Consider the following 26,153-nt stretch of genomic DNA (forward strand, 5'->3'; position numbering starts at 1 on the left):
CGGGGCAACCGGTAGGTGAGGTTAGGCAACCCTCACTTATTGGACGATACTCCCGCGAGCCCGCACACCTCAAATCGGATCGCGCGACTCGTCAGGGCCGCCGCCGATACTCCCGCTCATGAACGGTCGCGACACGCCGTATCGCTCGAGCTGCACGCGGCGAGTCGCGACCGTTCGCGCGAGGGTGTGCTCGGTCAGCGCAGACGGATCAGCGGCGCGCGTCGACAGACGCGTCGGGCACCGCGGAGCCGGATGCCCGGGGCCCGGAAACCTCGGGCCGCGTCCGCGCCGCGATCCACGCCGCGGGGGTGTATGTCAGCACGGCCCACAGCGCGACCGCGACAACGGCATAGATCGCGAACATCGCGATCCACAGAGCGAACGGGGAATCGACGGCCGTCCAACTCGCCGGGAGCGGAAGGACGATGAAGAGGAAGACGCCTATCGCGACGGCCTCGGCGATCGCCCACCGGATTCGGCTGTGCTCCCAGAGCGTCGCGCCGATCAGGCCGGGAAGGGGCAACAAGACCAGGAACAGGGCAGCGAGGCATCCGACCGCGAGTCCCGCGAAAAGTTCGATGATCAGCAGGCCGAGCATGCCGCCTGCTGCGCCGAGCGAGAGTCCGACAGCGACGCTGTAGACAAGCCAGGAGGCCACCCCGGCGATGAGCAGCCAGGCGGCCTCACCGAGTGCCTGATCCACATCCCGTCTGCTCGGCCCCCCGGTGCCGTCCTCGCGCCGTGCCGACATCTCTCCCACGAACGCAAGACCGAAGACCAACCCGAAGACGAAGCCGGGGTCGAACCCCGCGACGCGGCTCGCCAGGGCCGTGACCAACACGACGAGCAGCGACCCGAGCCGAAGACGGAGACGTGCCGGGGCACCTCGGCGTCCGAGCCACCACGCCAGGAGAGCCAGCCCCGCCACGTTCTCGATCAGGAAGGCGCCGACCAGCGACAGCACCAGCCGCAGAGACCCCTCGTTGACACCGAAGTCGGGTTCGACGACCGCGGCGAAGAGCGCGGCGAGCACGACTCCCCCACCGACCACCACGACCGTGGGCAAGCTCTCCACGGCACGGGCTACGGCGCGCATCCGCATCCGGAGCGGCCGGAACAGGGGCCGAAGCATCCCACCCCACTCGTCGTACCGAGATGACAGCGCCGAATCGACCAGGCGGCCGGGCAGCCCGATCAGCGCCACCAGCACGAGCGCGGCCGCGATGCATCCGCCGACCGCGGCGGGGCCGAAGTCCACCTCCGCGGCGGTGCGCAGGCCGCTGAGCGTCGAGGGGGTCGTGGCGCTGAAACCACCGGGGCTGGGTGCCGGAATGGGCTCGAGCTCCACCTCCTCGTCCACGACGGCGGGCTCGGGCACAAACGCCGACAGAACGTTCGACTGGAGGTCCGCCGCGAGGACATCGCCCCAGTTGTACACGGCTTGGAGCTGCTCGACACCCTCTTCGAGCTGAGCGGTCGGGTCGTAGACGAAGAACCAGTATCCGTCGGCGTAGTGGAAGCGGAAGCTCGGATCGACCTCCTCGGCCATGTTCGTGAACTCGGCCGGGATCGCGCGGTAGATGACGTCAGCTCCGTCCGCCCCGTCCCCATCCACGCGCGCGAATCGTCCCGTGTCGAGCAGGCGCTCCCCCTCGGCGGCGGCCTGCTCCGGGGTGAGCTCGATGTAGCCGACGGCGAAGGCCTGGCCGCGAAGGGAGCTCGGATCCGCCCACCAGCACTGCCGGCCCTCCGCGGGGAACAGCGGCGTCGCGTTCTCCATCGGCACGAATCCTCGCGCGGCGACATCGGCGAGGATGCCGGGGCTCAGCAGGTCATCGCATGCCAGCGGCCCCTCGGCTGCAGCCGCGGCTGGTTCACTCGCGGATGCTGCGCTCGCGGTGCCGACGGCGACGAGGGCGACACCCGCGGCCAGCACCATCATTACCGTGCCCGCGACGAGCCGTCGCCACGACATCGGCGTTCGTCGTCCGCTCCCCAGCGAGATCCCCATACCCGGGACCCTATACCGGTGGCCCTGAGCTGCCCACCCCTGGGGTTCATCCGGCCGCCGGCCCCTCCGCGGCCCGCACATCCGGCCGTCCATCCGCCCGTCCGGACGCCGAAACACCCGATATGCGCCGAAACACCCATCGGCACAGGGTGTTTCGGCGCACGATGGGTGTTTCGGCGCCGAGGAAGGCGCGTCCGGGCAGAACGAAGGGCCGCCCCACACCTGGGACGGCCCTTCGAGAAAGCGATTGAACGCTGGTGCGACTTAGCGGCGGAGCCCCAGGCGCTCGATCAACGACCGGTAACGGTTGATGTCGATGTCCTGGAGGTAGCCGAGCAGACGACGGCGCTGACCGACCATCAGGAACAGACCACGACGCGAGTGGTGGTCGTGCTTGTGCTCCTTCAGGTGCTCTGTGAGGTCCTTGATGCGCTGCGTCAACATCGCGACCTGCACCTCGGGGGATCCGGTGTCACCGGGGTGCGTCGCGTACTCTTCGATGATCGCCTTCTTGGCTTCGAATTCAAGCGGCATAGAGGGGATCCCCTTTCTCTTCATTGCGCGGCGCCCATCGCCTGATGCGTGAGCTCTCTTTATCCGCGGCCGATCGAACGGCAACCTCCAGAGTCTACCAGTCCCTGGGACCTGGAACGAGCGGATGCCTGAGCTCGGCTAGCCTCGTGGGGTGCAGCACGGGGCGGACGGATGATGGCGCGTCTGCGCCGCGAACACTTCATCGACCTGCGCCCCCTCACCCAGAGCCCGGCCTTCGCCCGGTTGTGGATCGGATCGACCCTCGCGGGCCTCGGCGGACAGCTGACGATCGTCGCCGTCATGCTGCACGTCTTCGAGCTGACGGGATCGACGCTGGCGGTCGCGATGATCGCGGTCGCCGGGCTCGTGCCGATGATCCTGGCGGGGCTTTACGGTGGCATGCTCGCCGACTACTTCGACCGGCGCGCGGTCGCGTTGATCGCGGCATCCGTCACCTGGGTCTCGACGCTGCTGCTGGCTGTTCTGGCGTGGACGGGCAACGAAACGGTGGCCTGGCTGTTCCTCCTCTCCATCGTCAACTCGTCGGCGAACTCGATCGTCTCGGCCACGAAGTCCGCCATCACGCCACGCCTCGTACCACGCGAACTGCTGCCCGCGGCGGCGGCGCTCAGCGGCATCACGGTCGGCATCATGGTCATGGCGGGACCGGCGCTTGCGGGCGTCCTGGTCGCCTTCGTCGGTTACCCCTGGACGTACACGGTCGACGTCGTGCTGATGCTGACGCTCTTCCTCGGACTGTGGACACTCCCCCGCATCCGCCCGGAAGGCGCCACCGTGCGACCGGGGCTCCGCTCCCTCGCGGACGGATGGGCGTTCCTCAGGCAGGCCCCGAACATCCGGTTGCAGTACATCCTCGACATCGTCGCGATGACCTTCGGGCATCCGCTCGCGCTCTTTCCGGCGATCGGCGCGGTGCTGCTCGGAGGCGGGGCGATCACAACCGGCGTACTCACCGCCGCGATCGCGGCCGGTGCATTCTTCTCCAGCCTGTTCTCCGGACCTATCGGTCGCGTCCGGCGGCAGGGTCTCGGGATCGAACGGTCGATCCTGGTCTTCGGTGCGGCTACGGCCGGCTTCGGCGGCGTGCTCCTCGTCGCCGCGTTCGGGGTTTTCGCGCCGGCGGATCTCGGTGAGGATGTCGCGAACATCCCCCTCATCGTCCTTTCGATGGTCCTGCTGGCGGTGACCGGTGCGGCGGACAACGTCAGCGCGATCTACCGCCAGACGATGATGCAGTCGGCCGTGCCCGACGCGATCCGCGGACGCCTGCAGGGCGTCTTCATGGTGGTCGTCGCGGGTGGCCCGCGCCTGGGCGCGCTCTACGCCGGCACACTCGCCACCGTGACAGCGCTGTGGTTCCCGCCGCTCATCGGCGGGTTCATCATCGTGACGCTCGTGGCTCTGCTCGTGCGGCGGAGCCCCCGGTTCCGCGCGTACGACGCGCTCGACCCCCAGGCCTGATCCGAGCGCCGCCACGGCGACCGACCTCGGTGGATAGGGGGCGGCTCGGTCGATCTGATCCGCCGAACGCGCCCGAACCGACCGAAGGACGGTCCCGCACGGTCGCGCGCCGTCGCGAGACGGCCGATCGTCGGCGGATTCCGGACGCGGCATCCGCTGACGACCACAGACGTCGGATGCCGGAGCTAGAGTCAGCCGGTGAGCAACACCCCGCCCCCGCTCGATCACTCCGCAGCACCGTCATCGGGCGTCCCTACGTCCGCCCCGGCGCGGTCGATCGCCGGGCCGGCCAACGCGTGGATCGCCCTGCAGTTCGCCCTGACCGGCATCGTCTGGGGCTCGAGCTTCCTTTTCATGAAGGTGGCCCTCGAAGGTATGGCGCCCGGCCAGGTCGCCTGGTCGCGTCTCGTGCTCGGTGCGGTCACGCTCGGCATCTTCGTCTCGCTGCGCCGCGAGCGCCTGCCGCGCATTCCGCGCGTGTGGATGCACATGACCGTGCTCGCGATCACGTTCTGCGTGATCCCGTTCCTGCTTTTCTCGTGGGCACAGCAGCACGTCACCTCGGGACTCGCGAGCATCTACAACGCGACGACGCCCATCATGACCGCGATCATGGCCGGCCTGCTGTTCCGCGTCGAACGCCTCAAAGGCATGCAGATCGCGGGGATCCTGGTCGGCATCCTCGGCGTCATGGTGCTCATCGCACCGTGGGAGGGCCTCGATCTCGACCAGAGCCTGATCGCACAGCTCGCGATCCTCGGCGCGACCGCCTGCTACGGCTTCAGCCTCGCGTACATGCGCAAGTTCGTGTCGAATTCGGGGATGAGCGCGCTGATGTTCTCGTTCCTCAACATCGGCATCGCCGCGTTGATCATGATCCTCCTCACGCCGGTCGTCGCGCTCGGCGAGGTCGCCCTCGACCCCTGGATCATCGGGAGCATCCTGCTGCTCGGATGCCTCGGCACCGGCATCGCGTACATCTGGAACCAGAACGCCCTTCGCGCGTGGGGCCCGACACGTGCGTCGACGGTCACCTACCTCACGCCCGTCGTCGGCGTCGCCCTCGGCCTGATCGTGCTCGGCGAGCCGCTCACGTGGAACGAGCCGGCGGGTGCAGTCATCGTGTTCCTGGGGATCCTGCTTGCCCAGAACCGCATACGCCTCGGTCGCCGTCGGCCCCGAGGCGGAAACGACAGAAGGACGGATGCCGAAGCATCCGTCCTTCTGCATTCGCGGGGAGAACCCCGCAACAGGATCAGGCCGCGAGGGCGCCCTGCAGGTCGAGCTCGATCGTGACGTCCTTGCCGACGAGCACGCCACCGGTCTCGAGGGCGGCGTTCCAGGTCAGGCCGAAGTCCTCGCGGTTGATGACGGCCTTGGCGGTCGCGCCGGCCTTGTAGTTGCCCCACGGGTCGGTGCCGAAGCCGCCGAAGTCGAAGTCGAACGTGACGGGCTTGGTGACGTCCTTGATCGTCAGGTTGCCGTCGACCAGGAAGTCGCCGTTCTCGATGCGGACACCGGTCGAACGGAACTCCATCGTCGGGTACGTCTCGGTGTCGAAGAAGTCGGCCGAGCGCAGGTGGTTGTCGCGACCCTCGTCCTTGGTGTCGATCGAGGCGACGTCGACGGTGGCCTCGACGGTCGCCTCGAGCGGGTTCTCGGGGGCCGTGAGGGTGGCGGACTTGACGCCGAAGGTGCCGCGCACCTTCGAGATCATCATGTGGCGGACGCTGAACTGGACCTCGCTGTGCGAGGGGTCGAGGGTCCAGGTGCCGGCCTTGTAGCCGGGGAACTCGATGGGGGTGGCGGTGTCAGTCATATTCGTCCTTCGGTTTGGAGGGCCGGAGCTCCGGCGGTACGGGATGTGCAACAACGGGAATCACGCTGTATTCCAATGAATGCAATTTTTCTTCGCGCCGCTACGGACTCGATCCAGAAGGAGGCGGCGCTCTCGCGACAAGACGAAGCCAGACTCGCGTGTGGACGTCGAGCCCGGCTTCGAAGAATGGGGGTCAGCCGACCTTGATCAGATCGATGATGAAGATGAGGGTCTTTCCGCCGAGGAAGTGCCCGCCCGCCGGCCCGTAGGCGAGGTGCGGAGGGATCACGAGCTCGCGACGTCCGCCTTCCTTCATACCCGGGATGCCGTCCTGCCAACCCTGGATCAGGCCACGGAGCGGGAACTGGATGCTTTCGCCGCGGCCCCAGGACGAGTCGAACTCTTCGCCCGAGTCGTACTCGACGCCGGCGTAGTGCACCGTGACGGTGTCGCCGGGCTTGGCCTCGGCGCCCTCTCCGACGATGATGTCGCGGACGACCAGGGTTTCGGGCGCGGGCCCCTCAGGGGCATCGAACGTGGGCTTGGTGCGGTCTGCAGTCATGACTCCATCCAAGCGGACCGCCGCGGTCGGGTCAAAGCCTGTCGGGTCAAAGCCGCCACGAGCGCTCTTGACACCTTCACAGGCCGGGGGCAGACTCAGTTCAGGCCAACTCAGCGCCCGGTAGACACGCAGGCATCGCCGCGGCACCGGGCGCTGAGTCATTTCTCGGCCGAGTCATCTCCCGGGCATGCCACACAGCTCGCTCAGATGGACAGGAGCGAAGCCCGGGCCGCCGCCGTGCGAGCGAGCAGGACGCGCTCGTCCTCGGCGGCCGAGGCATCCCGTCCCGAGATCGCGCGCTGGCGGGCCGCGGCGAGCGCGGTGGCGTCCGCGATGAAGGCGCGCATGATTGGCGAGCGATCGCTGCGAAGCGTCTTCGACCACCGCAGCGCTTCGCGTCTCCCCGCGTGAGTGGCCAGCATGTCGACCTCTTGCGTGGTGAACCATCCCGCCGAAGCGTATTCCGCGAGGCGCGCGTGCGTGAGCCGGGCCTCTTCGCGGCGGAGAGCCAGGATTGCGAGTATGAACCCGATGAAGAGCGGAACCTGAAGCGTCAGGTACAGCCCGAAGAAGTCGCCGAGCATGGCCGATCCGTTCCAGAACGCGTGAAGCGCAATGGCCCCGATCAGCCCCAGGCACAGTGCCCCGAGAGCTCGTGCGCCCGAGGCGCCGCGCCGGGCTGCGAGCCCCAGCGCGAAGCCGGCCACGGCTGTGAACATGGCGTGAGCGAAGGGCGAGAGGATGCCGCGAACGAAGAAGGTCGCCGTAAGGTCCCCCGCTCCCCCGTCGAGATAGCTGATCGCGAAGTACTGGATGTTCTCGGTGAAGGCGAAGCCAGCACCCACCAGAGCGCCGTAGACGATGCCGTCCACGGGCCCATCTATGGCGCGGCGCGCGGTCGCGAAGATCAGCAACAGGCCGAGCGCCTTCGCGACCTCTTCGACGACCGGGGCCTGCACGACCGTCGAGAACAGGTCGCGCGCGGACGAGTCGCTGTTTCCGACCAGGAGGATGATGCCCAGGTCGACGAGCAGCGCTATCCCGACGGAGGCGATCGCACCCCAGGCCACCGCGAACACGACGAGTCCGCGGGGTTCGGGCTCCCATCGGTCGATCGTTCGCACAGCGAAGAGAACGAGGGCGAACGGCACGAGCGCCACAACCATCCCGATGATGGAGGCGCTCGCACCGAGGAAGGTGAGGAAATAGCCGACGAGTCCGATGAGCAGCACGGCCAGCAGTCCGAAGAGCCAGATCGATATCCGGCGCCCCTTCCGCGGCAACGCGGGCACCGACTCGACCGACCCGGAAACGGGGACGGGCGAGGGCGGAATGTAGGCCCCGGGGGCGTGCTGCGGTTGCGCGAGAGGCGACACGAACGACGCAGCTGAGGGCACCGAGCCTGCGGGGTCGGGCGAACCGGGGCGATCGGGCCAGGGCGGGGGCGCATACGTCACCCGGCCAGCTTATGGCGGGCATGCTCACTCAGAGGGCGGTAAAAGGGACCCCGCCACCGGGGCGGGGTAGCGTTGTGATGTCTCAGGACATCGGTGACAGAAGTGCCTCAGCTCATTGGTGACGGTTTCGGCGGGTTTGGTGGTGACGGTTCTGCCCCTATTTGTGGGGGATGAGTCGCGCGCAGCCTGTTGATCCTCGTGTTCGTCTTGCGATCGTGCAGTGGCCGCCGGATGCGCCGCGCGGATCAGTGACGACGTTCTGTGCGGAGCATGGGATCTCGCGGAAGACGTTCTACGAGATCCGGAAGCGGGTTGTCGTGGATGGTCCGGCGGCGGCGTTGGAGCCGCGTTCGAGACGGCCGGTGTCGAGTCCGAGTCGAATCGCGAGCGAGGTTGCTGAGCGGGCGGTCGCGGTGCGGGCGGCGTTGGAGCAGTCCGGTCTTGACCACGGACCGATCAGTGTTCACGAGAAGATGCGCTCGCTCGGGTTGGTTCCAGTGCCCTCGGTCGCGTCGTTGGCACGGATCTTCCGTGAGGCTGGTGTCGCCCGGGTGGAGCCGCGAAAGAAGCCGCGGGCATCGTTTCGCCGGTTCGTTTATCCGGCGCCGAATGCGTGCTGGCAGCTCGATGCCACCGAATACGTGCTGTCGGGTGGTCGGAAGTGCGTCATCTTCCAGCTCATCGATGATCACTCCCGGTTCGCCGTTGCCTCACATGTCGCCTGGGGCGAGACATCCGAAGCAGCAATCGCGGTGGTCAGGAAGGGTGTTCACGCGCACGGTGTTCCGCATCGGTTGCTCTCCGACAACGGAGCGGCGTTGAACCCGTCCCGCAGGGGAGTGCTCGGACAGCTGGTGTCGTATCTGCGGTCGCTGGGTGTTGAACCGATCACCGGGAAGCCCTACAAACCGACCACGCAGGGCAAGAACGAACGTTTCCATCAGACCCTGTTCCGGTTCCTCGACAAGCAACCCCTCGCCGACAGCCTCGAGCAGCTCCAGGCGCAGGTCGACGCGTTCGACGTCATCTACAACACCGACCGCCCCCATCAGGGACTGCCCGGCCGGGTCACCCCGATGCACGCATGGCTGGCGACGCCGAGACTTGACCCACCGCGACCGTCCCCACGGCCATCCATCCCGACACCGGACGGAATCCGGGTGACCCGCATCCGCGACAACGGCACCGTCTTCCTCCGCCGAACCCGGTTCCAGGTCAGCCGCACCCTCGCCGGCGAAGTCGCCTACCTCCTCGAGACCCCAGAAACGCTCATGGTGTTCGACGACCGCGGCACGCTCCTCATCGAACACCCCTGGCCCGCCCCCGGCACCAAATACGTCGGCAGCGGCAGAACCCCCGGACGACGCAGAACCCTCTAACTGTCACCGATGTCTTGAGACATGAAGTGTCACCGATGTCCTGATACAGAACTGTCACCCATGTCCTGAGACATCACAGGGCGGGGTAGCGTTGGCGTGTGCGTTTTGCCCACATCGTGCCCTCCGGGGCGAGTTCTCCCGTCCTTGCTGTTGTCGACGACGACGAGGCCATCGCCATCCCCGACCTCATTCCGGACGGTCCCGCAGACCTCCAGTCCCTGATCGAGTCGGGCGAGGAAGGCCTCATCCGCGTCCGCCGCGCTGTGGCACAGCCGCCGGCCGGAACGCCGCGGCATCCGCTCGGTGACGTCACCTTCGTCTCGGTCTCGAACCGTCCCCCGCTCATCCTCGCGATCGGGCTGAACTATTCGGCCCACTCGAGCGAGCTGGGATTGAAGACGGATACCGCACCGACGGTCTTCAGCCTCTGGCCGAACTCTCTGACGGGGCACGAGCAGACCACCGCGTGGCCGCGGTCGCTCAGCGAGTCGGTCGACTACGAGGCGGAACTCGGCGTCATCATCGGTGCTCCCGCTCGAGATGTCTCGCCCGAGGACGCCCTCGATCATGTGTGGGGGTACACGGTCGTCAACGACATCACGGCGCGAGACATCCAGTTCTCGGAGGCCCAGTGGTCGCGCTGCAAGTCCTTCGACGGCTTCACACCGACTGGCCCGTTCGCGGTCACCGCGGATGAGATCCCCGACCCGCAGGACCTGCACATCTGGGCTGTCGTTGATGGGCATACGGTGCAGGATGCGTCGACCAATCAGATGGTCCGCTCTGTTGCGACCCTCATCTCGCACCTCTCGGGCACGACGACACTGCTACCCGGCACCCTGATCTCGACCGGAAGCCCGGGGGGCGCCGGTTATTCGCGCGACCCGCAGATTTTTCTCCGCGACCGCTCGACCGTGACGGTCGGCGTGGACGGCATCGGCGCATTGACGACGCACTGCCGCATCCTCGACTGACCCACGGTCACTCGCGGTCAGGAGTCGATCGTCAGGACTCGATCGTCGAGCAGTCCACCTCGATGCCCTCGACGATGACCGTTCCCACGTAGCCCACCTCTTCACAGGCGTTGACGGCTTCGGTGGCGAATCCCGCCGCGGCCGTGATCGCGACGATCACGATGATGCCGACGATGATGCTCAGCACCAACAGCACAGACCCGACGATGATCGCCCAGACCGCCGGGGTGTTCTTGACCCCGGCCTTGCGGCTCTGCACGAGCGCCACGATGCCGAGGATCAGGCCGATGACGTTCGCGAAGAACGCCACGATCAGCGCGACGATACCGAGGGTCTTGCCCGGCACCGGTGCACCCGGAGCTGCGCCGGCCGGGGCCGGGGGTGCGGTCGGGTAAGCGGGAGGCGGCGTGTGGTCGGCGGGGCCGGGGGCGTCGGTCATGAGGTTTCCTCTCGTCGGTTCGCGCTCGAACTTATCGGTTCGGCGCAGAAAGCGGGAGTAACCGGCGCTGGCGATCTTCAGAGATCCTCGGCCGCAACCATGATCGGGATCGCCGCAGTGACCGCCTCGAGACCCGAGAGCCGCGCGGGTGAGAGCTGCTTGGCGACCTCTTCGGCCGACATCAGTCCTGCCTCGACGACGAGATCGCCCACGTTCCGGCCGGTCAGCAGCGCGGTCTTCGCCAGAGCAGCGGATGCCGCGTACCCGATGAACGGCGTCAGCGCAGTCACGACTCCGACCGACGAGCCGACCATCGCGCCGAGCCGGTCGCGGTTGGCCGTGATGCCATCGACGCAGTTGACGCGCAGTGTCCACATCGCCTGACGCATCCACGTGATCGATTGGAATATCGAGTGGGCGATGACGGGTTCGAACGCATTCAACTGCAGCTGCCCGCCCTCGACGGCCATCGTGACCGTGACGTCTGCACCCGCGACCGCGAAGGCCACCTGATTGACGACCTCGGGGATCACCGGGTTGACCTTGCCGGGCATGATGCTCGACCCGGCCTGACGCGGCGGCAGATTGATCTCGCCCAGACCCGCCTGCGGCCCCGATGACAGCAGCCGCAGGTCGTTGCAGATCTTCGACAGCTTGATCGCGTTGCGCTTGAGGGACGAGGAGAACGACATGAAGGACCCGGTGTCGCTCGTCGATTCGACCAGGTCGGCAGCGGTTTCCAGGGGCAGACCCGAGATGTGGCTGAGGTGGCGGACGACCGACTGGGCGTAGCCGCGGTGGGCCGTGATCCCCGTGCCGATCGCCGTCGCACCCATGTTGACCTCGGTCAGCAGATGGGCGTTCTCGCGCAGGCGGTGATAGTCCTCGCCGAGTGTGGTGGCGAAGCCGTGGAACTCTTGCCCCAACGTCATCGGCACGGCATCCTGCAGCTGCGTGCGTCCGACCTTGAGCACGTCGTGGAACTCGGCGGCCTTCGCGAGGAATGAGCGGCGCAGCAGGTCGAGTTCCTCCAGCAAACTCACGAGCGAGAGACTCAACCCCACCTTGATGGCAGTGGGATAGACGTCGTTCGTCGACTGGCTGCGGTTCGTGTGATCGATCGGCGAGAGGAACGCGTAGTCGCCCTTCGTCCGTCCCGCCATCTCGAGCGCGACGTTCGTGATGACCTCGTTCGCGTTCATGTTGGTCGACGTGCCCGCGCCGCCCTGAATCACGCCCACGACGAACTGGTCGTGGAACTCGCCGTCGATGACGCGCTGAGCGGCACGATCGATCACGTCAGCCTTCTCGGCGTCCAACACGCCGATCTCGCGATTGGCGCGGGCGGATGCCTGCTTCACCATCGCCAAGGCGCGCACGAGCTCGGGATAGACCGAGATCGGCCGCTTCGCGATCGGGAAATTCTCCAGCGCGCGGGCGGTGTGGATGCCCCAGTACGCCTCGGCCGGGATTTCGAGGCTTCCGAGGGAGTCGGATTCGGTGCGGGTGGCCGACGTTGCGTCCACGTCGATGTGGGAGGCCATGTGGTGTCCTTGTGGGTCGATCACGGCGGATAGAGGTGCCCCGAGCCTAACGCGCCGCGCTCCCGCGCCCGTCGCGGCGCCGCCGGCGGAGGACTCCGGCGCGGCCGGAGGACTCTGCGCCCGAGAAAGTCCTCCTCCGGCGCAGAATTCCTCCGCCCACGCGAGCCGACGCTCCTCGAATCAGCGATTCACCGGAGTCATATCGGCGTACCGGTCGCCCACGGGCGTACCCACCTCGCCCAGAGCGGTGATCTGTTCTGGCGAGAGCCGCACCTCATCGGCAGCGACGTTCTCTTCCAACGCCGCAATGCGGCGCGTTCCCGGGATCGGCGCGATGTCATCTCCCTGGGCCAGAAGCCACGCGAGCGCGACCTGCGCGGGTGTCCCCCCGGCCTCCTGAGCGACGGCCTCGACCTTCTCGACGATCGCGATGTTCGCGTCGAGCGCCTCACCCGCAAAGCGCGGGTTGGAGCGGCGGAAGTCGCTCTCGTCGAGCTGATCAAGGGAACGGATGGCTCCCGTCAAGAAGCCTCGTCCGAGCGGCGAATACGGCACGAAACCGATGCCGAGTTCGCGGACGGTGGGCAGGATCTCGGCCTCGGGATCGCGACTCCAGAGCGAGTACTCGGTCTGAAGCGCCGTCACCGGATGGACCGCGTGCGCCCGCCGGATCGTCGCGGGCGCGGCCTCCGACAGGCCGTAGTGCAGGATCTTGCCCTCGGCGATCAGTTCCGCGAGCGCCCCTACCGTCTCTTCGATGGGCGTTCCCGGATCCATCCGATGCTGGTAGTACAGATCGATGTGGTCGGTGCCGAGCCGGCGCAGCGATCCCTCGACCGAGAGCCGCACGTTCGCCGCGCTGCCGTCCAGCCCGCCTGTGTCGTCGAGCGTGTGCCGGATCGTGCCGAACTTCGTCGCGATCACGACCTCGTCGCGGCGCCCCGCGATCGCGCGGGCGAGCAGTTCCTCGTTCAGGTACGGGCCGTAGATCTCGGCGGTGTCGAGGAACGTGACGCCGAGCTCGAGGCCGCGGTGGATCGTTCGGATGGCGCCCTCGTCGTCCCGTGTGGCCCCCGTGTAGAACGCGCTCATACCCATGAGACCGAGGCCGATCCGGCCGATGACGGGGCCGTCGGTACCCAATGTGATCTTCTTCATGCGTTTGCTCCCTTTTCTTCGTAGACGGCGATCTTGATGTCGATGGCGGCGAGGCTGGCCGTGATGTCCTCGAGCTGCTCCAGCACGGCGACGCGGTGTCGGACGAGCAGTTCGCGGCGCGCCTCGACGGTTTCGTCGCCGCGGCGAACCAACTCGGTGTATTCGCGGATCGTCGCGATGGGCATGCCGGTCGAGCGCAAACGGGTCAGGAACTGGACCCACGCGATATCGGCGTCACCGTAGCGACGGTGGGTCGACGAGGCACGCTCGACGGGATCGAGCATGAGTCCCGCACGCTCGTAGTAGCGGAGCGTATGGGTCGACAGTCCCGTGGCGGCCGCGGCATCCGAGATCGCGACGCCGACACCCGGGGCGGGCGAATCGTGGGTGAGGGTCATGACCCTACGCTAGAACTTCGAGCGCACTCGAAGTCAAGCGTTCGCGGACCCGCTTCTGTCGGGCTTGCGCGAGAACACCTCGAGTCGCTCCTCGGGGGTGAGCCGAGACATCCGTTCGTACCATTCCGGGCCGAAGTAATCGCCGTCGGCTGCGCCGGCGACGGGCACCACCGAGTGCGTGATCGTGTCGTCGTAGACGTGCACCAGGTGGAACGACTGCCCGGCATCCATCCCGTTGACCGACAGCGCCGGACGGGCGATGTCCATCGTGTAGCACGTCGCCGCGGCGACACTCACCGGGACACCCGCGAACGTGCCGCTCGTCGAGTAGTGCAGGTGGCCGGCCAGGATCGCCCGTACGTCGGTACCCGCGATCGCCTCGGCGAGACGCTCCTGCCGCTGCAGCTCGAGGATCCCGAAGAGCGGGACATGGCTCGGCAGCGGCGGGTGGTGAAGGGCGAGGATCGTCCCGAGCGGCGCCGGTTCGGCGAGCCGGGAGCGCAGCCATTCGAGCTGCCCGTCGTCGAGGTCCCCGTGGTGCCAACCGGGGACGCTCGAGTCGAGCGCCAGCAGGCGCAGGCCGCCCAGGTCCCACTCGCCCAGCACGGGCTCCTCGGTGGGGTCGAGGCCGAGCAGGCCGCTGCGCAGCGCGGGGCGCTCGTCGTGGTTACCGGCCACCCAGGCCACGGGGCACCCCCATTCGCGGGCGACGGGCTCGACGATGTCGCGCAGCCGCTCATACGCGTCCGGTTCGCCGAAGTCGGTCAGATCGCCCGTGAAGACGAGAGCGTCGGGGGTGAGCCCGAGCTCGGCAACCCGTTCCATCGTCCGACGCAGGTTCGTCTCGGTGTCGTAGCGACCACCCAGTGCAACGTTTCCCGCGAGCAGGTGGGTGTCGCTCAGGTGGATGATCGTCCGCTGTGCGGCCGGATACTGCCCGAAGGCGACGGATGTCTCGCTCACCCGCCCAGCCTATGTCGAGGTCCGGACGCGCGCGGTAGGCCGCGAACGGTCGCCACTCGCCGTCCGCCTCGCGATCACACGGCGAGTCGCGACCGTTCGGCGCAATGGCGAGCCGAACGTCAAGAACGGGGCGATGCGTCAGTGGCGACGAAGATCAGTGCCCGACGACGATGAGCACGAGGCCGGCCAGCACGGCCGCGGCGGCGAGGCCGAAGCATCCGTATGCCGCCCACAGCGCGACCCGGCGCTGGCCGTCGGTCAACGGGCTCTTCTTTGCGGCCTTGGCCGCAGCCTTCTCGGCGCGGTGCGCCTCTTTCTCGGTGATGACCGCGATGGCGTCGGTGAAGTCGGCCGGCGCGACCACCGGCGCGCGCCCGGCACGCACAAGCATCCGCAGGCCCAGCGCGTAGAAACCCACGACGAGGACCGCGCTCGTGAGCGCGGCGAGAAAGACCTGCACGAAGGCGAACCAGTTGATCGTCACGTTCACTCCCCTCGACCCTTTTCTGGGCGCCGTTCGGCGTCGGCTTTTCCGGCGGTGGTGCGCGCCTCTTCCCGTGCGAGCGCCCGCTGGCGACGGGTCGGGGGCGGGTTCCGTTTGACCTTTACGGCCTTGCCGGAATCCGCGACCTCGCTCATCGCATTCGCGGCATTGACTGAGTTGCGACGCGACCGCAGGAACAGCGCGACAATGATCAGGACCGCCAGCCCCGCATCGATCACGACGCCCCAGGTGCCAAGCCACACGACCACGAGCGCCGCCGCCGCACCCACGCCGCCCGCGGCTGGCAACGTCAGCAGCCACCCGATCGCGATGCGACCGACGGTGCGCCAGCGCACGGTCGAGCCGCGGCGTCCGAGCCCCGAACCGATCACCGAACCGGACGCGACCTGGGTGGTCGAGAGGGCGAAACCGAGGGCGCTCGAGGCGAGGATCGTCGACGCCGTGGATGCCTCGGCCGCGAAGCCCTGCGCCGGCTTGATGTCGGTGAGGCCCTTGCCGAGGGTGCGGATGATCCGCCATCCGCCCATGTAGGTCCCGAGCGCGATGGTCAGGGCACACGCCACGATGACCCACAGTTGCGGGTCGGGCGAGGACTGCCACCCCACAGTGATGAGGGCGAGGGTGATGACGCCCATCGTCTTCTGCGCGTCGTTCGTGCCGTGGGCCAGGGCTACGAGGCTCGAGGTGAAGATCTGACCCCACCGGAAGCCGTCGCGACCGTCGGGTTTTCCGTCGTAGCGGCGCGTCAGGGAGTATGCGAGCTTGGTCGCGGCGAAGGCGATGATGCCGGCGGTCAGCGGCGCGATCACGGCGGGCAGGATGACCTTCGACAGCACCACGCCGAAATCGATCGCCATGACCCCGACGCCGACCAAGGTCGCCCCGATCAGTCCGCCGAACAGGGCGTGCGACGAGCTCGAGGGCAGACCCAGCAGCCACGTGATCATGTTCCAGGTGATCGCGCCGATCAATCCCGCGAAGATCAGCGCCGGAAAGACGGCGGCAGAGATCTGATCTTCGCGGATGATTCCGCCCGAGATCGTCTTCGCGACCTCTGTCGAAAGGATGCGCCGACCAGGTTCAGGCAGGCGGCCAGCAGAACGGCGACCTTGGGCTTGAGCGCGCCCGTCGCGATCGGCGTCGCCATCGCATTCGCGGTGTCGTGGAACCCGTTCGTGAAGTCGAAGAACAGGGCCAAAACGATGACCAGAACGATGATCAGGGCTGCGGCGTCCACCGTTCGCTTTCCGTCGAGGATCTGGGAGAGAGTGCCGCCATGGGCGGCGTGACGAACGAACAGTTCACCGTCGGTTCAGGTTCCGTTAACCAGCCACGGAGAATCCTGACAGGCCGTTCCGGCGCGGTCAACTCGCACGGCGCCGCGCGACTGCTGCATCCGTTTGTCCCACCGATCCGCGAACGGACGCGACGCGCCGTTCCCTACACTTGCGGAACGGCGTGTTGCGTCCGTTCGACAGGGCTCGACGGGGGATGGCATGGGCCGTGTGGACCGAGCAGGGAGCGCCGTCGCAATCCGATACCTCGCCCGTCGCGAATACGACAGTGCGGGCCAGAGTGGTGTCGCGGGGCGGAGACGATCATGGCGAACCCGAACAGGGCGAAGCGACCGGGGACCAAGCGGTTCCTCGCGTGGGCGGCGCTTGCCGGTATCGTCAGCGCGGCCGTGTTCTTGGCCGTCGCCGAGCTGCTCGCCCTGCTGTTCGCTCGCGGGGGCTCACCCCTGCTCGCGGTCGGATCCTTCGTGATCGACATCGTGCCGCAGCCCTTCAAGGAGTTCGCGATCGCGACCTTCGGCGAGTACGACAAGATCGCGCTGCTCGTAGGCCTCGGCCTCGCGGTGCTCATCGCCTCGGCCATCGCGGGCGTCCTCGAACTTGTCCGTCCGCCGCTCGGAGCGATCGCCCTCGGTATCGCGGGTGTCTTGTCCGTCGCCGCTGTCGTCACGCGTGCGGGCGCCACCGCGACCACGTGGATCCCGTCCGTCGCCGGAGCGATCGCCGGTGCCGCTCTGCTCATCGTCCTCGGACGGATGCTCCGCGTCTGGCGTCAGGGCGCGTCCGGGGCTGCGGGCCCCGCGTCCGAGCCCGCCGCGGGTGTCGCGCGACGTCGGTTCCTCCTCATTGGCGGTATCGCAGCCGCCGGCGCCGTCGTCGTGGGTATCGGCTCGCGGGTCGCCGGGGCCACGACATCCTCGATCGCCGCGATCCGGCGTGGCCTGAACCTTCCCGCTCCCCAATCGACCGTCACGGTTCCTGCCGGCGCTGAACTCGACATCGAGGGCATCTCGCCGCTCTTCACGCCGAACAAGGACTTCTACCGCGTCGACACGGCGCTGACAGTGCCGAGCATCGACCCTGAGACCTGGCGGCTGAGCGTCGTGGGCATGGTCGACAAGGAGCTCGATCTGTCCTTCGACGACCTCGTCGGAATGGGCCTGAACGAATACGCCCTCACGCTGACTTGTGTCTCGAACGAGGTTGGCGGCGACCTCGTCGGCACGGCGAAGTGGTGGGGCGTCCCCCTCCGCGACGTCCTGCGTGCGGCGGGCCCCGCATCCGGTGCGGACATGGTGCTCTCACGCAGCGTCGACGGGTACACGGCGAGCACGCCGCTCGAGTCCCTCACTGATGACGGCCTCGACGCGATCCTCGCGGTCGCGATGAACGGCGAGCCCCTGCCGCTCGAGCACGGATTCCCCGTGCGGATGGTCGTCCCGGGCCTGTACGGATACGTGTCGGCGACGAAGTGGCTGACCGAACTCAAGGTCACGACCTTCGCCGACGACGAGGCCTACTGGACGCCCCGCGGGTACGCCGCGCAGGCGCCGATCAAGATGTCGTCCCGCATCGACACGCCCCGACCCGGAAACCCGGTCTCGGCGGGACGCGTCCCCATCGCGGGTGTCGCCTGGGCTCAGACGGTCGGTATCGACCGCGTCGAGGTCTCGATCGACGATGGCGACTGGCAGCCCGCGACACTGTCGACCGCGGTCGGTGTCAACACGTGGGTGCAGTGGTTCGTCGATTGGGATGCGACTCCCGGCACGCACTACGTCACCGTCCGCGCCGTGAACGCGGCCGGTGAGATCCAGACGCAGGATCGGGCACCGATCGCGCCCGACGGATCCAGCGGATGGCAGCGCACCCTCGTCACGGTGACGTAGCGCCTGCTCTGGCGCAGCCTGCACACCACCACGCAGCGAAACACCCTTTCTGCGGCGAGACACCCCGCCATATGGGGTGTGTCTCGCCGCAGAAGAGGTGTCTCGTCTACTTGCTGTGATGAGGTCAGCGACCGGCGAACAGGCCGTCCGGGTCGCCCTGCTCCGCCAGGTACGCGCTGCGGCGCGCGAACAGGTCGGGCGCGAGCGCCCGGACCCGGTCGATCAGCTCGTCGAGGTCGGCGGTCTGCAGCTCACCGTCGCGGACGACGATCTGCCCGTCGACCATCGTCAGGTCCACGTCCGACCCCCGAACGGCGTGCACGAGGTTGTGGTGCAGGTTCGCGTACCCGCCCTCGGCGAACAGGGGCGTCATCCGCGGGGTGTGGGTGCGGACGGCGATGAGATCCGCCTTCCGGCCCGCCTCGATCGCCCCCAGCTCGGCACCCCGACCGATCGCGGCCGCTCCCCCGCGGGTCGCCATGCGCAGCACGTCCCACGAGTCCATCGCCGCGGCATCCATCGTCCGGAGCTTGCCCAGAAGCGAGGCGACCTTCATCTCCTCGAACATGTCGAGGTTGTTGTTCTCTTTCTCGCCGTCGGTGCCGAGTCCGACGTTGACGCCGGCGGCGAGCATCTCGGCGATCGGGGCCATGCCGCTCGCGAGCTTCATGTTCGACACCGGGTTGTGCGAGACCCCGACGCCGCGCTGTGCGATCAGGTCGACCTCGGACTGATCCAGCCACACCGCGTGCGCGATCATCGCCCGGGGCACGTCGAAGAAGCCGAGCTGCTCGAGTGCGAACATGGGTCGCTTGCCGTAGCGGTCGCTGAAGTCGGCGAGTTCGATCTCGGACTCGCTGCAGTGCGTATAGAGGCCCGTGTCGAACTCGCGCGCCATGTCGATCGCGCGCTGCATCCCGGCTTCATCGGCATAAAACGGATGCTCCAGCCCCACCCACGGCATGATCCGCCCGTTCGCGGCCCCCGACCATTCACGCAGCATCCGCTCGTTGTCATCGAGCGTGTCGAAGTAGTCGAAGTCGGGGTGCTCGCCGACGTAGTTGACCGTCACCACGCGGTTTCCCAGCGCGCTGGCGGCACGGGCCGCGCCGTCCATGTAGCGCCACATGTCCACGACCGTGGTGGTGCCCGAGAGCAGTCCCTCGGCATAGCAGAGCCACGCGGCGGCCTCGGCCTCTTCCGGCTTCAGGACCCGGTGCATCGGATCGATGTGCAGCCGCAGCCACTCCCACACCGGGAGGTGCTCAGCGGTTCCGCGCAGCATCCCGGAGTGGTGGTGCGCGTTCACGAGGCCCGGCATGAGCAGGCGATCCGGCAACTCGACGATCTCGGCATCGGGGTGACGCGCGCGCAGATCGTCGGCATCCGCCACGTCGGCGATCGTGTCGCCGACGACGAGCACTCCCACCCCCGAGAGGACGGAGAGCTCGTCGTCCATGGTCACAACGTGGTCGGGCAGCAACAGAAGGGGGCGGGTCACTCGTCGAGTGTGCCGCCTCGAGGCCCCGGTTCTGGCCAAGGGACGGCCGCGAAACAAAGAGTTTACGAACTAGGAACGCATGCAGTGGTCGTCCACGGGAAAAAAAACCTGGTAAGGATCGATATCACCGTCGCCTGAACCGAATAGTACAACGCGAGGCGATCCGCCTAGCATGGGGCTACTCCTCCGCAGTCGCCCGGCTGCGGAGTGCGAAGGATGCTCCATGAACCACTCCATCCGGCCCCAGCGGCCAGACCTCGACCCGGGCGTTTCGGCGTTCCTCGATGAAGGCCCGCACGGCCTGCTGATCGGCGGACGGTGGCGTCCGGCTGCATCCGGCGAGACATTCGAGACTCGCGACCCCGCGACGGGCGCGTTGCTGACGAGCGCGGCACGCGCGGGGACTGCGGATGTCGACGCCGCCGTGGATGCCGCGGGCAGAGCTCTGCGTGATCCCGCGTGGGCCGATATGACCCCTGCCGCCCGGGGTGCGCTGCTCTGGCGCATCGCCGACCTGATCGAGGCACACGCGGACGAGCTCGCCCAGCTCGAGAGCCTCGACCAGGGCAAGGCCTGGCGCACCTCGCGCTTCGGCGAGATTCCCGCGGCGATCAACCAGTTCCGCTACTACAGCGGATGGCCGACCAAGATCCTCGGCCAGACCATCCCGACGTCCCTGTCACGTACTCCCCCGGGCAAGAAGGTCTTCGCCTACACGGTGCGCGAGCCGGTCGGCGTGGTCGCTGCCATCGTGCCCTGGAACTCGCCGTTGCTGATGGCCTCCATGAAGCTGGCGCCCGCGCTTGCCGCCGGATGCACCGTCGTACTGAAACCCGCAGAGGACACCCCGCTCACCGCGCTCCGCCTCGGGCAGCTGCTCGTCGAGGCAGGGTTGCCGGACGGTGTCGTGAACGTCGTCACGGGCTACGGAGCCGAGGCGGGACGTGCGCTCGCGGCACACCCGGGTGTCGCGAAGATCACCTTCACGGGATCGACCGTCGTGGGCAAACAACTAGCGGCATCCGCGGGTGCCGACCTCCGCCGCCTTACGCTCGAACTCGGCGGCAAATCCCCCTCGATCGTCATGCCCGACGCCGACCTCGATGCGGCGGTGGAGGGAATCTCGCGCGGCATCTTCGACAATGGCGGGCAGGTGTGCGTCGCGAGTGCCCGGGTTTACGCGCATCGGGATGTCTACGACCGACTCGTCGCAGGCATGGCGTCATTCGGCTCCGCCTTGCGACTCGGGCACGGGCTCGACACCGAAGCCGACCTGGGCCCCCTCGTGAGCGCTCGTCAGGCGGAACGCGTCGACGACTTCATCCGCGAGGGCGCGGCAGACGGCATCCAGGTCGTCACGGGTGGTCACCGCGAAGGGCCGCTCGGCACGTTCTTCGAACCGACCGTGCTGACCGGCGTGCGCGAAGACATGCGCATCATGCGGGAGGAGATCTTCGGGCCCGTCGCGGCGGTCGTGCCCTTCGACGATCTCGACGAGGTGCTCGGATGGGCGAACGACACGCGGTACGGACTCGCCGCGAGTGTGTGGACCGAGGGACTCTCGAGCGCGCACCGCATCGCCTCCCGCCTGCAGTCGGGCACGGTGTGGATCAACTGCCACTCGTTCCTGGGCCCCGAGCTGCCCAAGGGCGGCCACAAGGAATCCGGGTGGGGATACGAGAACGGCTCGCAGGGGCTCGAGAACTACCTCGAGACCAAGACCGTCGTCGCGGTCCTCTGATGTCGCACATCCGAGAACACGGAAGTCGGAAAGCACGATGAAGATGCTGCTGGGCGCATTCGAGATGGTCAACCCGAACAACGGGATCCCGACGTGGACCCATCGGGACGGGCGGGGCGACGACTGGGACGACCTGGCGCACTGGACCTCGCTCGCGAAGACCCTGGATGCGGCGGGGTTCGACTTCCTGTTCTTCGCCGACACCTACGGATACCCGACCCTGGACGGGCGCGTTCCCGACGAGACGATCGCCCACGGCATCCAATTCCCCGCCCTCGACCCGATGCTGATGATCGCGGCGCTCGCGGCCCAGACCACGTCGCTCGGCTTCGTCGTGACGTCGCCGACCGTCGTCGAGCGCCCGTACGGCACGGCGCGCCGCTTCGCGACGCTCGACCGGCTGACGGGTGGACGCATCGGCTGGAACATCGTGACGGGCAGCTCGCAGGCCACCACCGACGCCCTGTTCGGCCTCGAGCCGGCTGCCCCGGGTGCGCACGACACGCGATACGACGCGGCAGATGAGTTCGTGGAACTGTGCCTGCGGTACTGGGAGCAGTCGTGGGATGACGACGCCGAGGTCCGCGACCGCGCGCGCAACGTCTACGCCGACCCCACGAAGGTACGGCCCGTCTCGTTCGAGGGCGTCCACCACCGTGGACACGGGGTTTTCGCCGTGCCTCCGACGCCCCAGCGCACCCCCGTCCTGTTCCAGGCCGGGACATCCGACCGAGGCCGCGCCTTCGCCGCGCGGAACGCCGAGGCCGTGTTCATCCAGGGCCAGTCGATCCCGCAGGCAGCGGGCGTGGTCGCGGATGTCCGGGCCCGAGCGGTCGCGGCGGGTCGCCCGGCCGACGACATCGCCGTGATCAGCGGCGCGACGATCATCGTCGCCCCGACGAGCGAAGAGGCCCACGCCCGCCGCGCTGAACTCGACGCCCTGTATGCCCTGGACGACGCCGCGGTCATGTTCGCCGGGTTCACCGGGGTGGACCTGACCCGCGAAGACCCCGACACGCTGCTGGAGGATGTCGTACTGCCAGCGGGTGGCGCGCAGGGCCAGACCCTGCTCGACCGGTACCGGGCCCAGGGCAGTGTGCGCGTGCGCGACGTGCTCGACGGATTCCGGGGGCGAGGCATCCGCGGGTTCCTCGTCACGGGGTCCCCCGTCGAGGTCGCCGACGAACTCGAGACAATCGCCCGCGAGACGGGGCTTGCGGGCTTCATGCTCGAGCCGACGTTCGGTGGGCTCGGGTGCTTTGAGGACTTCTGTGAGCTTGTCGTGCCGATTCTGCGCGAGCGCGGACTCCTCGCGGATGCCCCGGGCCCGACGCTGCGCGAGCGAGTGCACCCGGGCGGCGGGCCGCGGCTGGCGCCGACGCATCCGGCCGCCGCGCTGCGCGCACACGACTGATCTACACCTCCCAAACGAATTCCGAACGCCGAGAGGACCCCATGCAGAAAACCGGAGTGGAGGCCGTGCTGCGCGGCCTCGAACGCGCGGGGGTGAGCGTGGCGACCTACCTGCCCGACTCGCTGCTGAAGGAGCTGTACCCGGCGCTGGATGCGGCCCCCGACATCCGGACCATCCCCGTCACGAACGAGGGCGAGGGCGCCGCGATCGCGGGCGGGGTGTTCCTCTCGGGCAAGCGGGCCGTGCTCGTCATGGAGAATTCGGGGCTGCGCGCCGCGACCGAGCACCTGGCACGTCTGGGGCTCGGCTCGGGCATCCCGGTCGTCATGATCATGAGCTACCGGGGCGAGATGGGCGAGAACAACTGGTGGGCGATCCCCCACGGCATCACGATGGAGCCGCTGCTCGGTGCCTTGCGCATCCCGTACCGCGTCGTCCGGCGCGAGGACGAGATCGAACAGGCCATCGTCGACGCGTTCGAGTGGTCGTACACCGCCTACTATCACTCGGCCGTCGTGCTGGGCGGGGAGGTCGTGCGATGAGCATGTCGCGTTTCGCCTGCATGCAGGCCCTGGGTGCTCGCCTGAACGACGAGCTCGTCATCCTCTCGCTCGGCGGCGCCGTCGACGAGTGGTTCAACGCCGCCCCGCACATGCGCGAGGGGAGCCTCTTCCAGCAGCAGCTCGGATGCGTGAGCGCCGAGGCCTTCGGACTCTCGGTCGGGCTCCCGCACCGCCGCATCGTGTCGCTCGACACCGACGGCGGCCTGCTGTTCAACCTCGGCATCCTCGCGACGCTCGGCAACGAGCAGCCACACAACCTGTTCGTCGTCGTGTGGGACAACGAGCAGTACCAGTCGATCGGCGGACCACGCACGCACACGGCATCGGGACGCGTGGACCTGGCGGGCATCGCCCGGGCGGCGGGCGTCGAGCACGCCTACACGGCGGACACACTCGAGGCGTTCGACGAACACTGCGCGGCGGGCCTCGCGTCGACCGTGCCGTACATCGTGGTCGCGAAGACCGACGGCATCCTCGAGCCCGGCATCAAGCGCAAGCACTCCGACGGGCGCGAGGACACGTACACGTTCGTGCGGCACGTCGAGCGCACCGAGGGCATCTCGATCATGGGTCCGAGCGAGCACAACTGATGCCGATCGTCGCGGTATCCGAGAAGGCCGCGCCCCGCCCCGAATACGACTGGGTGATCGTCGGCGGCGGGTCGGCGGGATGCGTGCTGGCCAACCGCCTCTCGGCGGATCCGGATGTCTCGGTGCTGCTGATCGAGGCCGGCCCTGCCGCGATGGGGTCGGACGGAACGGCGGTCGAGGCGATCGACCGCGCCGACGCGTGGGTTTCACTGTTGGGGTCGGAGTACGACTGGGGGTACCGCTACACCCCGACGCCGCTCGTGGACGGCCGGACGATCCCCATCCCGCGCGGGCGCGTGCTGGGCGGGAGCAGTGCGATCAACGCGATGCTCTGGTACCGCGGACATCCGAGCGACTATGACCGCTGGGCGGCGGGAGGCGCAACGGGCTGGGACGCGGCGCTCATGACACGCCTCTTCCGCGTCGTGGAGGACTTCGAGGGAGGCGCGGATGCCTGGCGCGGCGCCGGCGGGCCGATCCGCATCGAGCGCTCCCGCGACCCCCACCCCGTGGCCGTCGCGCTCATGCACGGGGCGGAAGAGCTCGGAATGCCCGTCATCGACGACCCGAACGGCGCCTCGAACGAGGGCGCCGCGTGGACGAACTTCTCGGCGACCACCGCGCCCGACGGGTCGCTGCGGCGCTGGAGCGCGGCACGCGGGTACCTGGCGCCCGTGATCGATCGCCCGAACCTCGATGTGATCGTGGAATCGCCCGCACTCTCGCTCGAGATCGCGGGGTCGCGCGTCACGGGCGTGCGCCACGTGGTGGACGGCGTGCCGGTGCAAACGCGGGCCGCGCGGGGTGTCGTCATGACGGCGGGCGCGATCGACACCCCGCGCTTGCTGATGCTCTCGGGCATCGGCGATCCGGACGCGCTGTCGGCCCTCGGCATCCGTCCGCGCGTCGCTCTGCCGGAGGTGGGCGCGAACTTCCAGGACCACCCGCTCATCGAGGGCGTCACGGCGAGGGCCCGCGCACCCCTCGGCCCGGTGCGCGACAACGGGGGCGGCGCGATGCTGAACTGGCGCAGCAGCCTGGCCGGGGCGGGGCCCGACCTGCACGCCTTCGTGGTGCAGGGCCCCCACGCGACGGCCGAGGTGCGCTCCGAATTCGACCTGTCCGGGGATGTGTTCGCGGTGTCGCCCGGGTTGATGGACTCGCGCAGCGTCGGGCACGTGCGGCTGCGGTCGGCAGACCCGCGGGTCGCCCCCGACATCCAGCCGAACTTCCTCGCCGAGCGCCACGATCTGGACGCGCTCGTCGAATCGCTCGACACCATCCAGGATCTCTTCGGTACGCGGGCGTTCGCCGACCTCATCGAGGCACCGCTCGCGCCGGCGGGCCGTTTACCGCGGAAGGATGCCGAGCGGTACATCCGGCGCTCGGTGTCGACGTTCTTCCACGCGTGCGGCACGGCGCGCATGGGTTCGGATGACGAGGCCCCCGTGACCCCCGAGCTCGCGTTGCGCGGCGTCGAGGGCGTGTGGATCGCGGATGCCTCGGTCATGCCGACGATCCCGACCTGCAACACGCTGGCCCCGGTCTATGCGATCGCCGAGCGTGCGGCCGAGCTGCTCGGCGCGCCCGCAGTCGTCCGCTAACCCCGCACGGTCGCCGAGCCCGCACGGTCGCTGAGCCTGCACGGTCGGCGAGCTTCCACGGTCGCTGAGCCGGCACGGTCGCTGAGCCTGTCGAAGCGACCCGCCTCAGCCCGATCACACGACCGACGGACCCTTCGACAAGCTCAGGGACCGCCGACCCACGGTCGGCGAGCTGCACGGCCGCTAAGCCTGCACGGTCGCTGAGCCCGTCGAAGCGACCCGCCTCAGCCCGATCACACGACCGACGGACCCTTCGACAAGCTCAGGGACCGCCGACCCACGGTCGGCGAGCTGCACGGTCGCTAAGCCTGCACGGTCGCTGAGCCTGTCG

The 26,153-nt window shown here is 68.3% G+C and carries 21 protein-coding genes and 2 pseudogenes; 10 read left to right on the forward strand and 13 right to left on the reverse strand.

The window, feature by feature from the left end; all coding sequences use genetic code 11:
• Nucleotides 1-208: 208 nt before the first annotated feature.
• Together ACIQ0W_RS07315 and rpsO are read right to left on the reverse strand one after the other, a co-directional pair.
• A complete protein-coding gene (locus tag ACIQ0W_RS07315; RefSeq protein ID WP_396642095.1) occupies nucleotides 209-2,011 on the reverse strand; it encodes a hypothetical protein in 1,803 nt (600 codons plus the stop codon).
• A 264-nt stretch (nucleotides 2,012-2,275) separates the two neighbouring features.
• The gene (gene rpsO / locus ACIQ0W_RS07320) at nucleotides 2,276-2,545 is read right to left on the reverse strand and encodes a 30S ribosomal protein S15 (RefSeq protein WP_100810423.1); all 270 of its coding nucleotides are present in this window, start codon (nucleotides 2,543-2,545) and stop codon (nucleotides 2,276-2,278) included.
• Nucleotides 2,546-2,716: 171 nt separating this feature from the next.
• Between rpsO and ACIQ0W_RS07325 the strand changes: the two genes are divergently transcribed.
• The gene (locus ACIQ0W_RS07325) at nucleotides 2,717-4,027 is read left to right on the forward strand and encodes an MFS transporter (RefSeq protein WP_396642096.1); all 1,311 of its coding nucleotides are present in this window, start codon (nucleotides 2,717-2,719) and stop codon (nucleotides 4,025-4,027) included.
• 276 nt (nucleotides 4,028-4,303) lie between these two features.
• Nucleotides 4,304-5,323: a DMT family transporter gene (locus ACIQ0W_RS07330; RefSeq protein WP_396642204.1), complete on the forward strand. Its 1,020-nt coding sequence runs from the start codon at nucleotides 4,304-4,306 to the stop codon at nucleotides 5,321-5,323.
• On the opposite strand, the gene ACIQ0W_RS07335 is transcribed toward ACIQ0W_RS07330, so the two are convergent.
• The 3 genes from ACIQ0W_RS07335 to ACIQ0W_RS07345 all read right to left on the reverse strand — a co-directional run bounded on the left by ACIQ0W_RS07335 (nucleotide 5,283) and on the right by ACIQ0W_RS07345 (nucleotide 7,865).
• Entirely contained in the window at nucleotides 5,283-5,846 is a 564-nt protein-coding gene (locus ACIQ0W_RS07335) for a YceI family protein (RefSeq protein WP_396642097.1), read from the reverse strand. The two genes, ACIQ0W_RS07330 and ACIQ0W_RS07335, sit on opposite strands and share 41 nt — an antisense overlap.
• 193 nt (nucleotides 5,847-6,039) lie before the next feature.
• Nucleotides 6,040-6,408, reverse strand: coding sequence for an FKBP-type peptidyl-prolyl cis-trans isomerase (locus ACIQ0W_RS07340; RefSeq protein WP_100813801.1), 369 nt, complete (start codon nucleotides 6,406-6,408; stop codon nucleotides 6,040-6,042).
• Nucleotides 6,409-6,611: 203 nt separating this feature from the next.
• Entirely contained in the window at nucleotides 6,612-7,865 is a 1,254-nt protein-coding gene (locus ACIQ0W_RS07345; RefSeq protein ID WP_396642098.1) for a PrsW family glutamic-type intramembrane protease, read from the reverse strand.
• Nucleotides 7,866-8,113: 248 nt separating this feature from the next.
• On the opposite strand from ACIQ0W_RS07345, the pseudogene ACIQ0W_RS07350 reads away from it, so the two are divergent.
• Both ACIQ0W_RS07350 and ACIQ0W_RS07355 read left to right on the forward strand, forming a co-directional pair.
• Nucleotides 8,114-9,288 (forward strand): annotated as a pseudogene (locus ACIQ0W_RS07350) (integrase core domain-containing protein).
• 54 nt (nucleotides 9,289-9,342) lie between these two features.
• The gene (locus tag ACIQ0W_RS07355) at nucleotides 9,343-10,218 is read left to right on the forward strand and encodes a fumarylacetoacetate hydrolase family protein (RefSeq protein WP_396642099.1); all 876 of its coding nucleotides are present in this window, start codon (nucleotides 9,343-9,345) and stop codon (nucleotides 10,216-10,218) included.
• 31 nt (nucleotides 10,219-10,249) lie between these two features.
• On the opposite strand, the gene ACIQ0W_RS07360 is transcribed toward ACIQ0W_RS07355, so the two are convergent.
• From ACIQ0W_RS07360 to ACIQ0W_RS07390, 7 genes and pseudogenes are all read right to left on the reverse strand, one after another.
• Nucleotides 10,250-10,657: a DUF4190 domain-containing protein gene (locus tag ACIQ0W_RS07360; RefSeq protein WP_396642100.1), complete on the reverse strand. Its 408-nt coding sequence runs from the start codon at nucleotides 10,655-10,657 to the stop codon at nucleotides 10,250-10,252.
• A 77-nt stretch (nucleotides 10,658-10,734) separates the two neighbouring features.
• Entirely contained in the window at nucleotides 10,735-12,201 is a 1,467-nt protein-coding gene (locus ACIQ0W_RS07365; RefSeq protein ID WP_396642101.1) for an aspartate ammonia-lyase, read from the reverse strand.
• A 180-nt stretch (nucleotides 12,202-12,381) separates the two neighbouring features.
• Nucleotides 12,382-13,359, reverse strand: a complete 978-nt coding sequence (locus tag ACIQ0W_RS07370) for an aldo/keto reductase (RefSeq protein WP_396642102.1) — start codon at nucleotides 13,357-13,359, stop codon at nucleotides 12,382-12,384.
• A complete protein-coding gene (locus tag ACIQ0W_RS07375) occupies nucleotides 13,356-13,757 on the reverse strand; it encodes a MerR family transcriptional regulator (protein ID WP_396642103.1) in 402 nt (133 codons plus the stop codon). Before ACIQ0W_RS07375 ends, ACIQ0W_RS07370 begins: the two co-directional genes overlap by 4 nt.
• A 33-nt stretch (nucleotides 13,758-13,790) precedes the next feature.
• Complete coding sequence (locus ACIQ0W_RS07380) at nucleotides 13,791-14,720, reverse strand: phosphodiesterase (protein WP_396642104.1); 930 nt, start codon at nucleotides 14,718-14,720, stop codon at nucleotides 13,791-13,793.
• A gap of 154 nt (nucleotides 14,721-14,874) precedes the next feature.
• On the reverse strand, nucleotides 14,875-15,210 hold the full coding sequence (locus ACIQ0W_RS07385; RefSeq protein ID WP_396642105.1) for a peptidase: 336 nt from the start codon (nucleotides 15,208-15,210) through the stop codon (nucleotides 14,875-14,877).
• A pseudogene (locus ACIQ0W_RS07390) lies at nucleotides 15,207-16,462 on the reverse strand (anion permease). Before ACIQ0W_RS07390 ends, ACIQ0W_RS07385 begins: the two are co-directional and overlap by 4 nt.
• Nucleotides 16,463-16,825: 363 nt before the next feature.
• Here ACIQ0W_RS07390 and ACIQ0W_RS07395 point away from each other — a divergent pair.
• Nucleotides 16,826-18,409, forward strand: coding sequence for a molybdopterin-dependent oxidoreductase (locus tag ACIQ0W_RS07395; RefSeq protein ID WP_396642106.1), 1,584 nt, complete (start codon nucleotides 16,826-16,828; stop codon nucleotides 18,407-18,409).
• 124 nt (nucleotides 18,410-18,533) lie between these two features.
• On the opposite strand, the gene ACIQ0W_RS07400 is transcribed toward ACIQ0W_RS07395, so the two are convergent.
• Nucleotides 18,534-19,910, reverse strand: coding sequence for an amidohydrolase (locus tag ACIQ0W_RS07400; RefSeq protein WP_396642107.1), 1,377 nt, complete (start codon nucleotides 19,908-19,910; stop codon nucleotides 18,534-18,536).
• A 223-nt stretch (nucleotides 19,911-20,133) separates the two neighbouring features.
• Here ACIQ0W_RS07400 and ACIQ0W_RS07405 point away from each other — a divergent pair, with 223 nt between their 5' ends.
• The 5 genes from ACIQ0W_RS07405 to ACIQ0W_RS07425 are packed head-to-tail and all read left to right on the forward strand — an operon-like array spanning nucleotide 20,134 to nucleotide 25,822.
• Nucleotides 20,134-21,651 (forward strand): aldehyde dehydrogenase family protein, encoded by a 1,518-nt coding sequence (locus tag ACIQ0W_RS07405; protein ID WP_396642108.1) that lies wholly within the window; start codon nucleotides 20,134-20,136, stop codon nucleotides 21,649-21,651.
• A 37-nt stretch (nucleotides 21,652-21,688) separates the two neighbouring features.
• Nucleotides 21,689-23,065, forward strand: coding sequence for an NtaA/DmoA family FMN-dependent monooxygenase (locus ACIQ0W_RS07410; RefSeq protein ID WP_396642109.1), 1,377 nt, complete (start codon nucleotides 21,689-21,691; stop codon nucleotides 23,063-23,065).
• A gap of 41 nt (nucleotides 23,066-23,106) precedes the next feature.
• Nucleotides 23,107-23,607, forward strand: a complete 501-nt coding sequence (locus ACIQ0W_RS07415; protein ID WP_036299093.1) for a thiamine pyrophosphate-binding protein — start codon at nucleotides 23,107-23,109, stop codon at nucleotides 23,605-23,607.
• Nucleotides 23,604-24,218, forward strand: a complete 615-nt coding sequence (locus tag ACIQ0W_RS07420) for a thiamine pyrophosphate-dependent enzyme (protein WP_396642110.1) — start codon at nucleotides 23,604-23,606, stop codon at nucleotides 24,216-24,218. The genes ACIQ0W_RS07415 and ACIQ0W_RS07420 overlap by 4 nt, the downstream gene beginning before the upstream one ends.
• Nucleotides 24,218-25,822, forward strand: coding sequence for a GMC family oxidoreductase (locus ACIQ0W_RS07425; RefSeq protein WP_396642112.1), 1,605 nt, complete (start codon nucleotides 24,218-24,220; stop codon nucleotides 25,820-25,822). The genes ACIQ0W_RS07420 and ACIQ0W_RS07425 overlap by 1 nt, the downstream gene beginning before the upstream one ends.
• The last annotated feature ends 331 nt before the right edge of the window (nucleotides 25,823-26,153 follow it).

The organism is Microbacterium sp. (genome assembly GCF_044340635.1).
Taxonomy (GTDB): Bacteria; Actinomycetota; Actinomycetes; order Actinomycetales; family Microbacteriaceae; genus Microbacterium.

Coding starts and splice junctions, on each gene's coding strand:
- ACIQ0W_RS07315 (WP_396642095.1), bottom strand. CDS start 2,011: ATGGGGATCTCGCTGGGGAGCGGACGACGAACGCCGATGTCGTGGCGA.
- rpsO (WP_100810423.1), bottom strand. CDS start 2,545: ATGCCGCTTGAATTCGAAGCCAAGAAGGCGATCATCGAAGAGTACGCG.
- ACIQ0W_RS07325 (WP_396642096.1), top strand. CDS start 2,717: ATGATGGCGCGTCTGCGCCGCGAACACTTCATCGACCTGCGCCCCCTC.
- ACIQ0W_RS07335 (WP_396642097.1), bottom strand. CDS start 5,846: ATGACTGACACCGCCACCCCCATCGAGTTCCCCGGCTACAAGGCCGGC.
- ACIQ0W_RS07340 (WP_100813801.1), bottom strand. CDS start 6,408: ATGACTGCAGACCGCACCAAGCCCACGTTCGATGCCCCTGAGGGGCCC.
- ACIQ0W_RS07360 (WP_396642100.1), bottom strand. CDS start 10,657: ATGACCGACGCCCCCGGCCCCGCCGACCACACGCCGCCTCCCGCTTAC.
- ACIQ0W_RS07365 (WP_396642101.1), bottom strand. CDS start 12,201: ATGGCCTCCCACATCGACGTGGACGCAACGTCGGCCACCCGCACCGAA.
- ACIQ0W_RS07370 (WP_396642102.1), bottom strand. CDS start 13,359: ATGAAGAAGATCACATTGGGTACCGACGGCCCCGTCATCGGCCGGATC.
- ACIQ0W_RS07375 (WP_396642103.1), bottom strand. CDS start 13,757: ATGACCCTCACCCACGATTCGCCCGCCCCGGGTGTCGGCGTCGCGATC.
- ACIQ0W_RS07395 (WP_396642106.1), top strand. CDS start 16,826: ATGGCGAACCCGAACAGGGCGAAGCGACCGGGGACCAAGCGGTTCCTC.
- ACIQ0W_RS07405 (WP_396642108.1), top strand. CDS start 20,134: ATGAACCACTCCATCCGGCCCCAGCGGCCAGACCTCGACCCGGGCGTT.
- ACIQ0W_RS07410 (WP_396642109.1), top strand. CDS start 21,689: ATGAAGATGCTGCTGGGCGCATTCGAGATGGTCAACCCGAACAACGGG.
- ACIQ0W_RS07415 (WP_036299093.1), top strand. CDS start 23,107: ATGCAGAAAACCGGAGTGGAGGCCGTGCTGCGCGGCCTCGAACGCGCG.
- ACIQ0W_RS07420 (WP_396642110.1), top strand. CDS start 23,604: ATGAGCATGTCGCGTTTCGCCTGCATGCAGGCCCTGGGTGCTCGCCTG.
- ACIQ0W_RS07425 (WP_396642112.1), top strand. CDS start 24,218: ATGCCGATCGTCGCGGTATCCGAGAAGGCCGCGCCCCGCCCCGAATAC.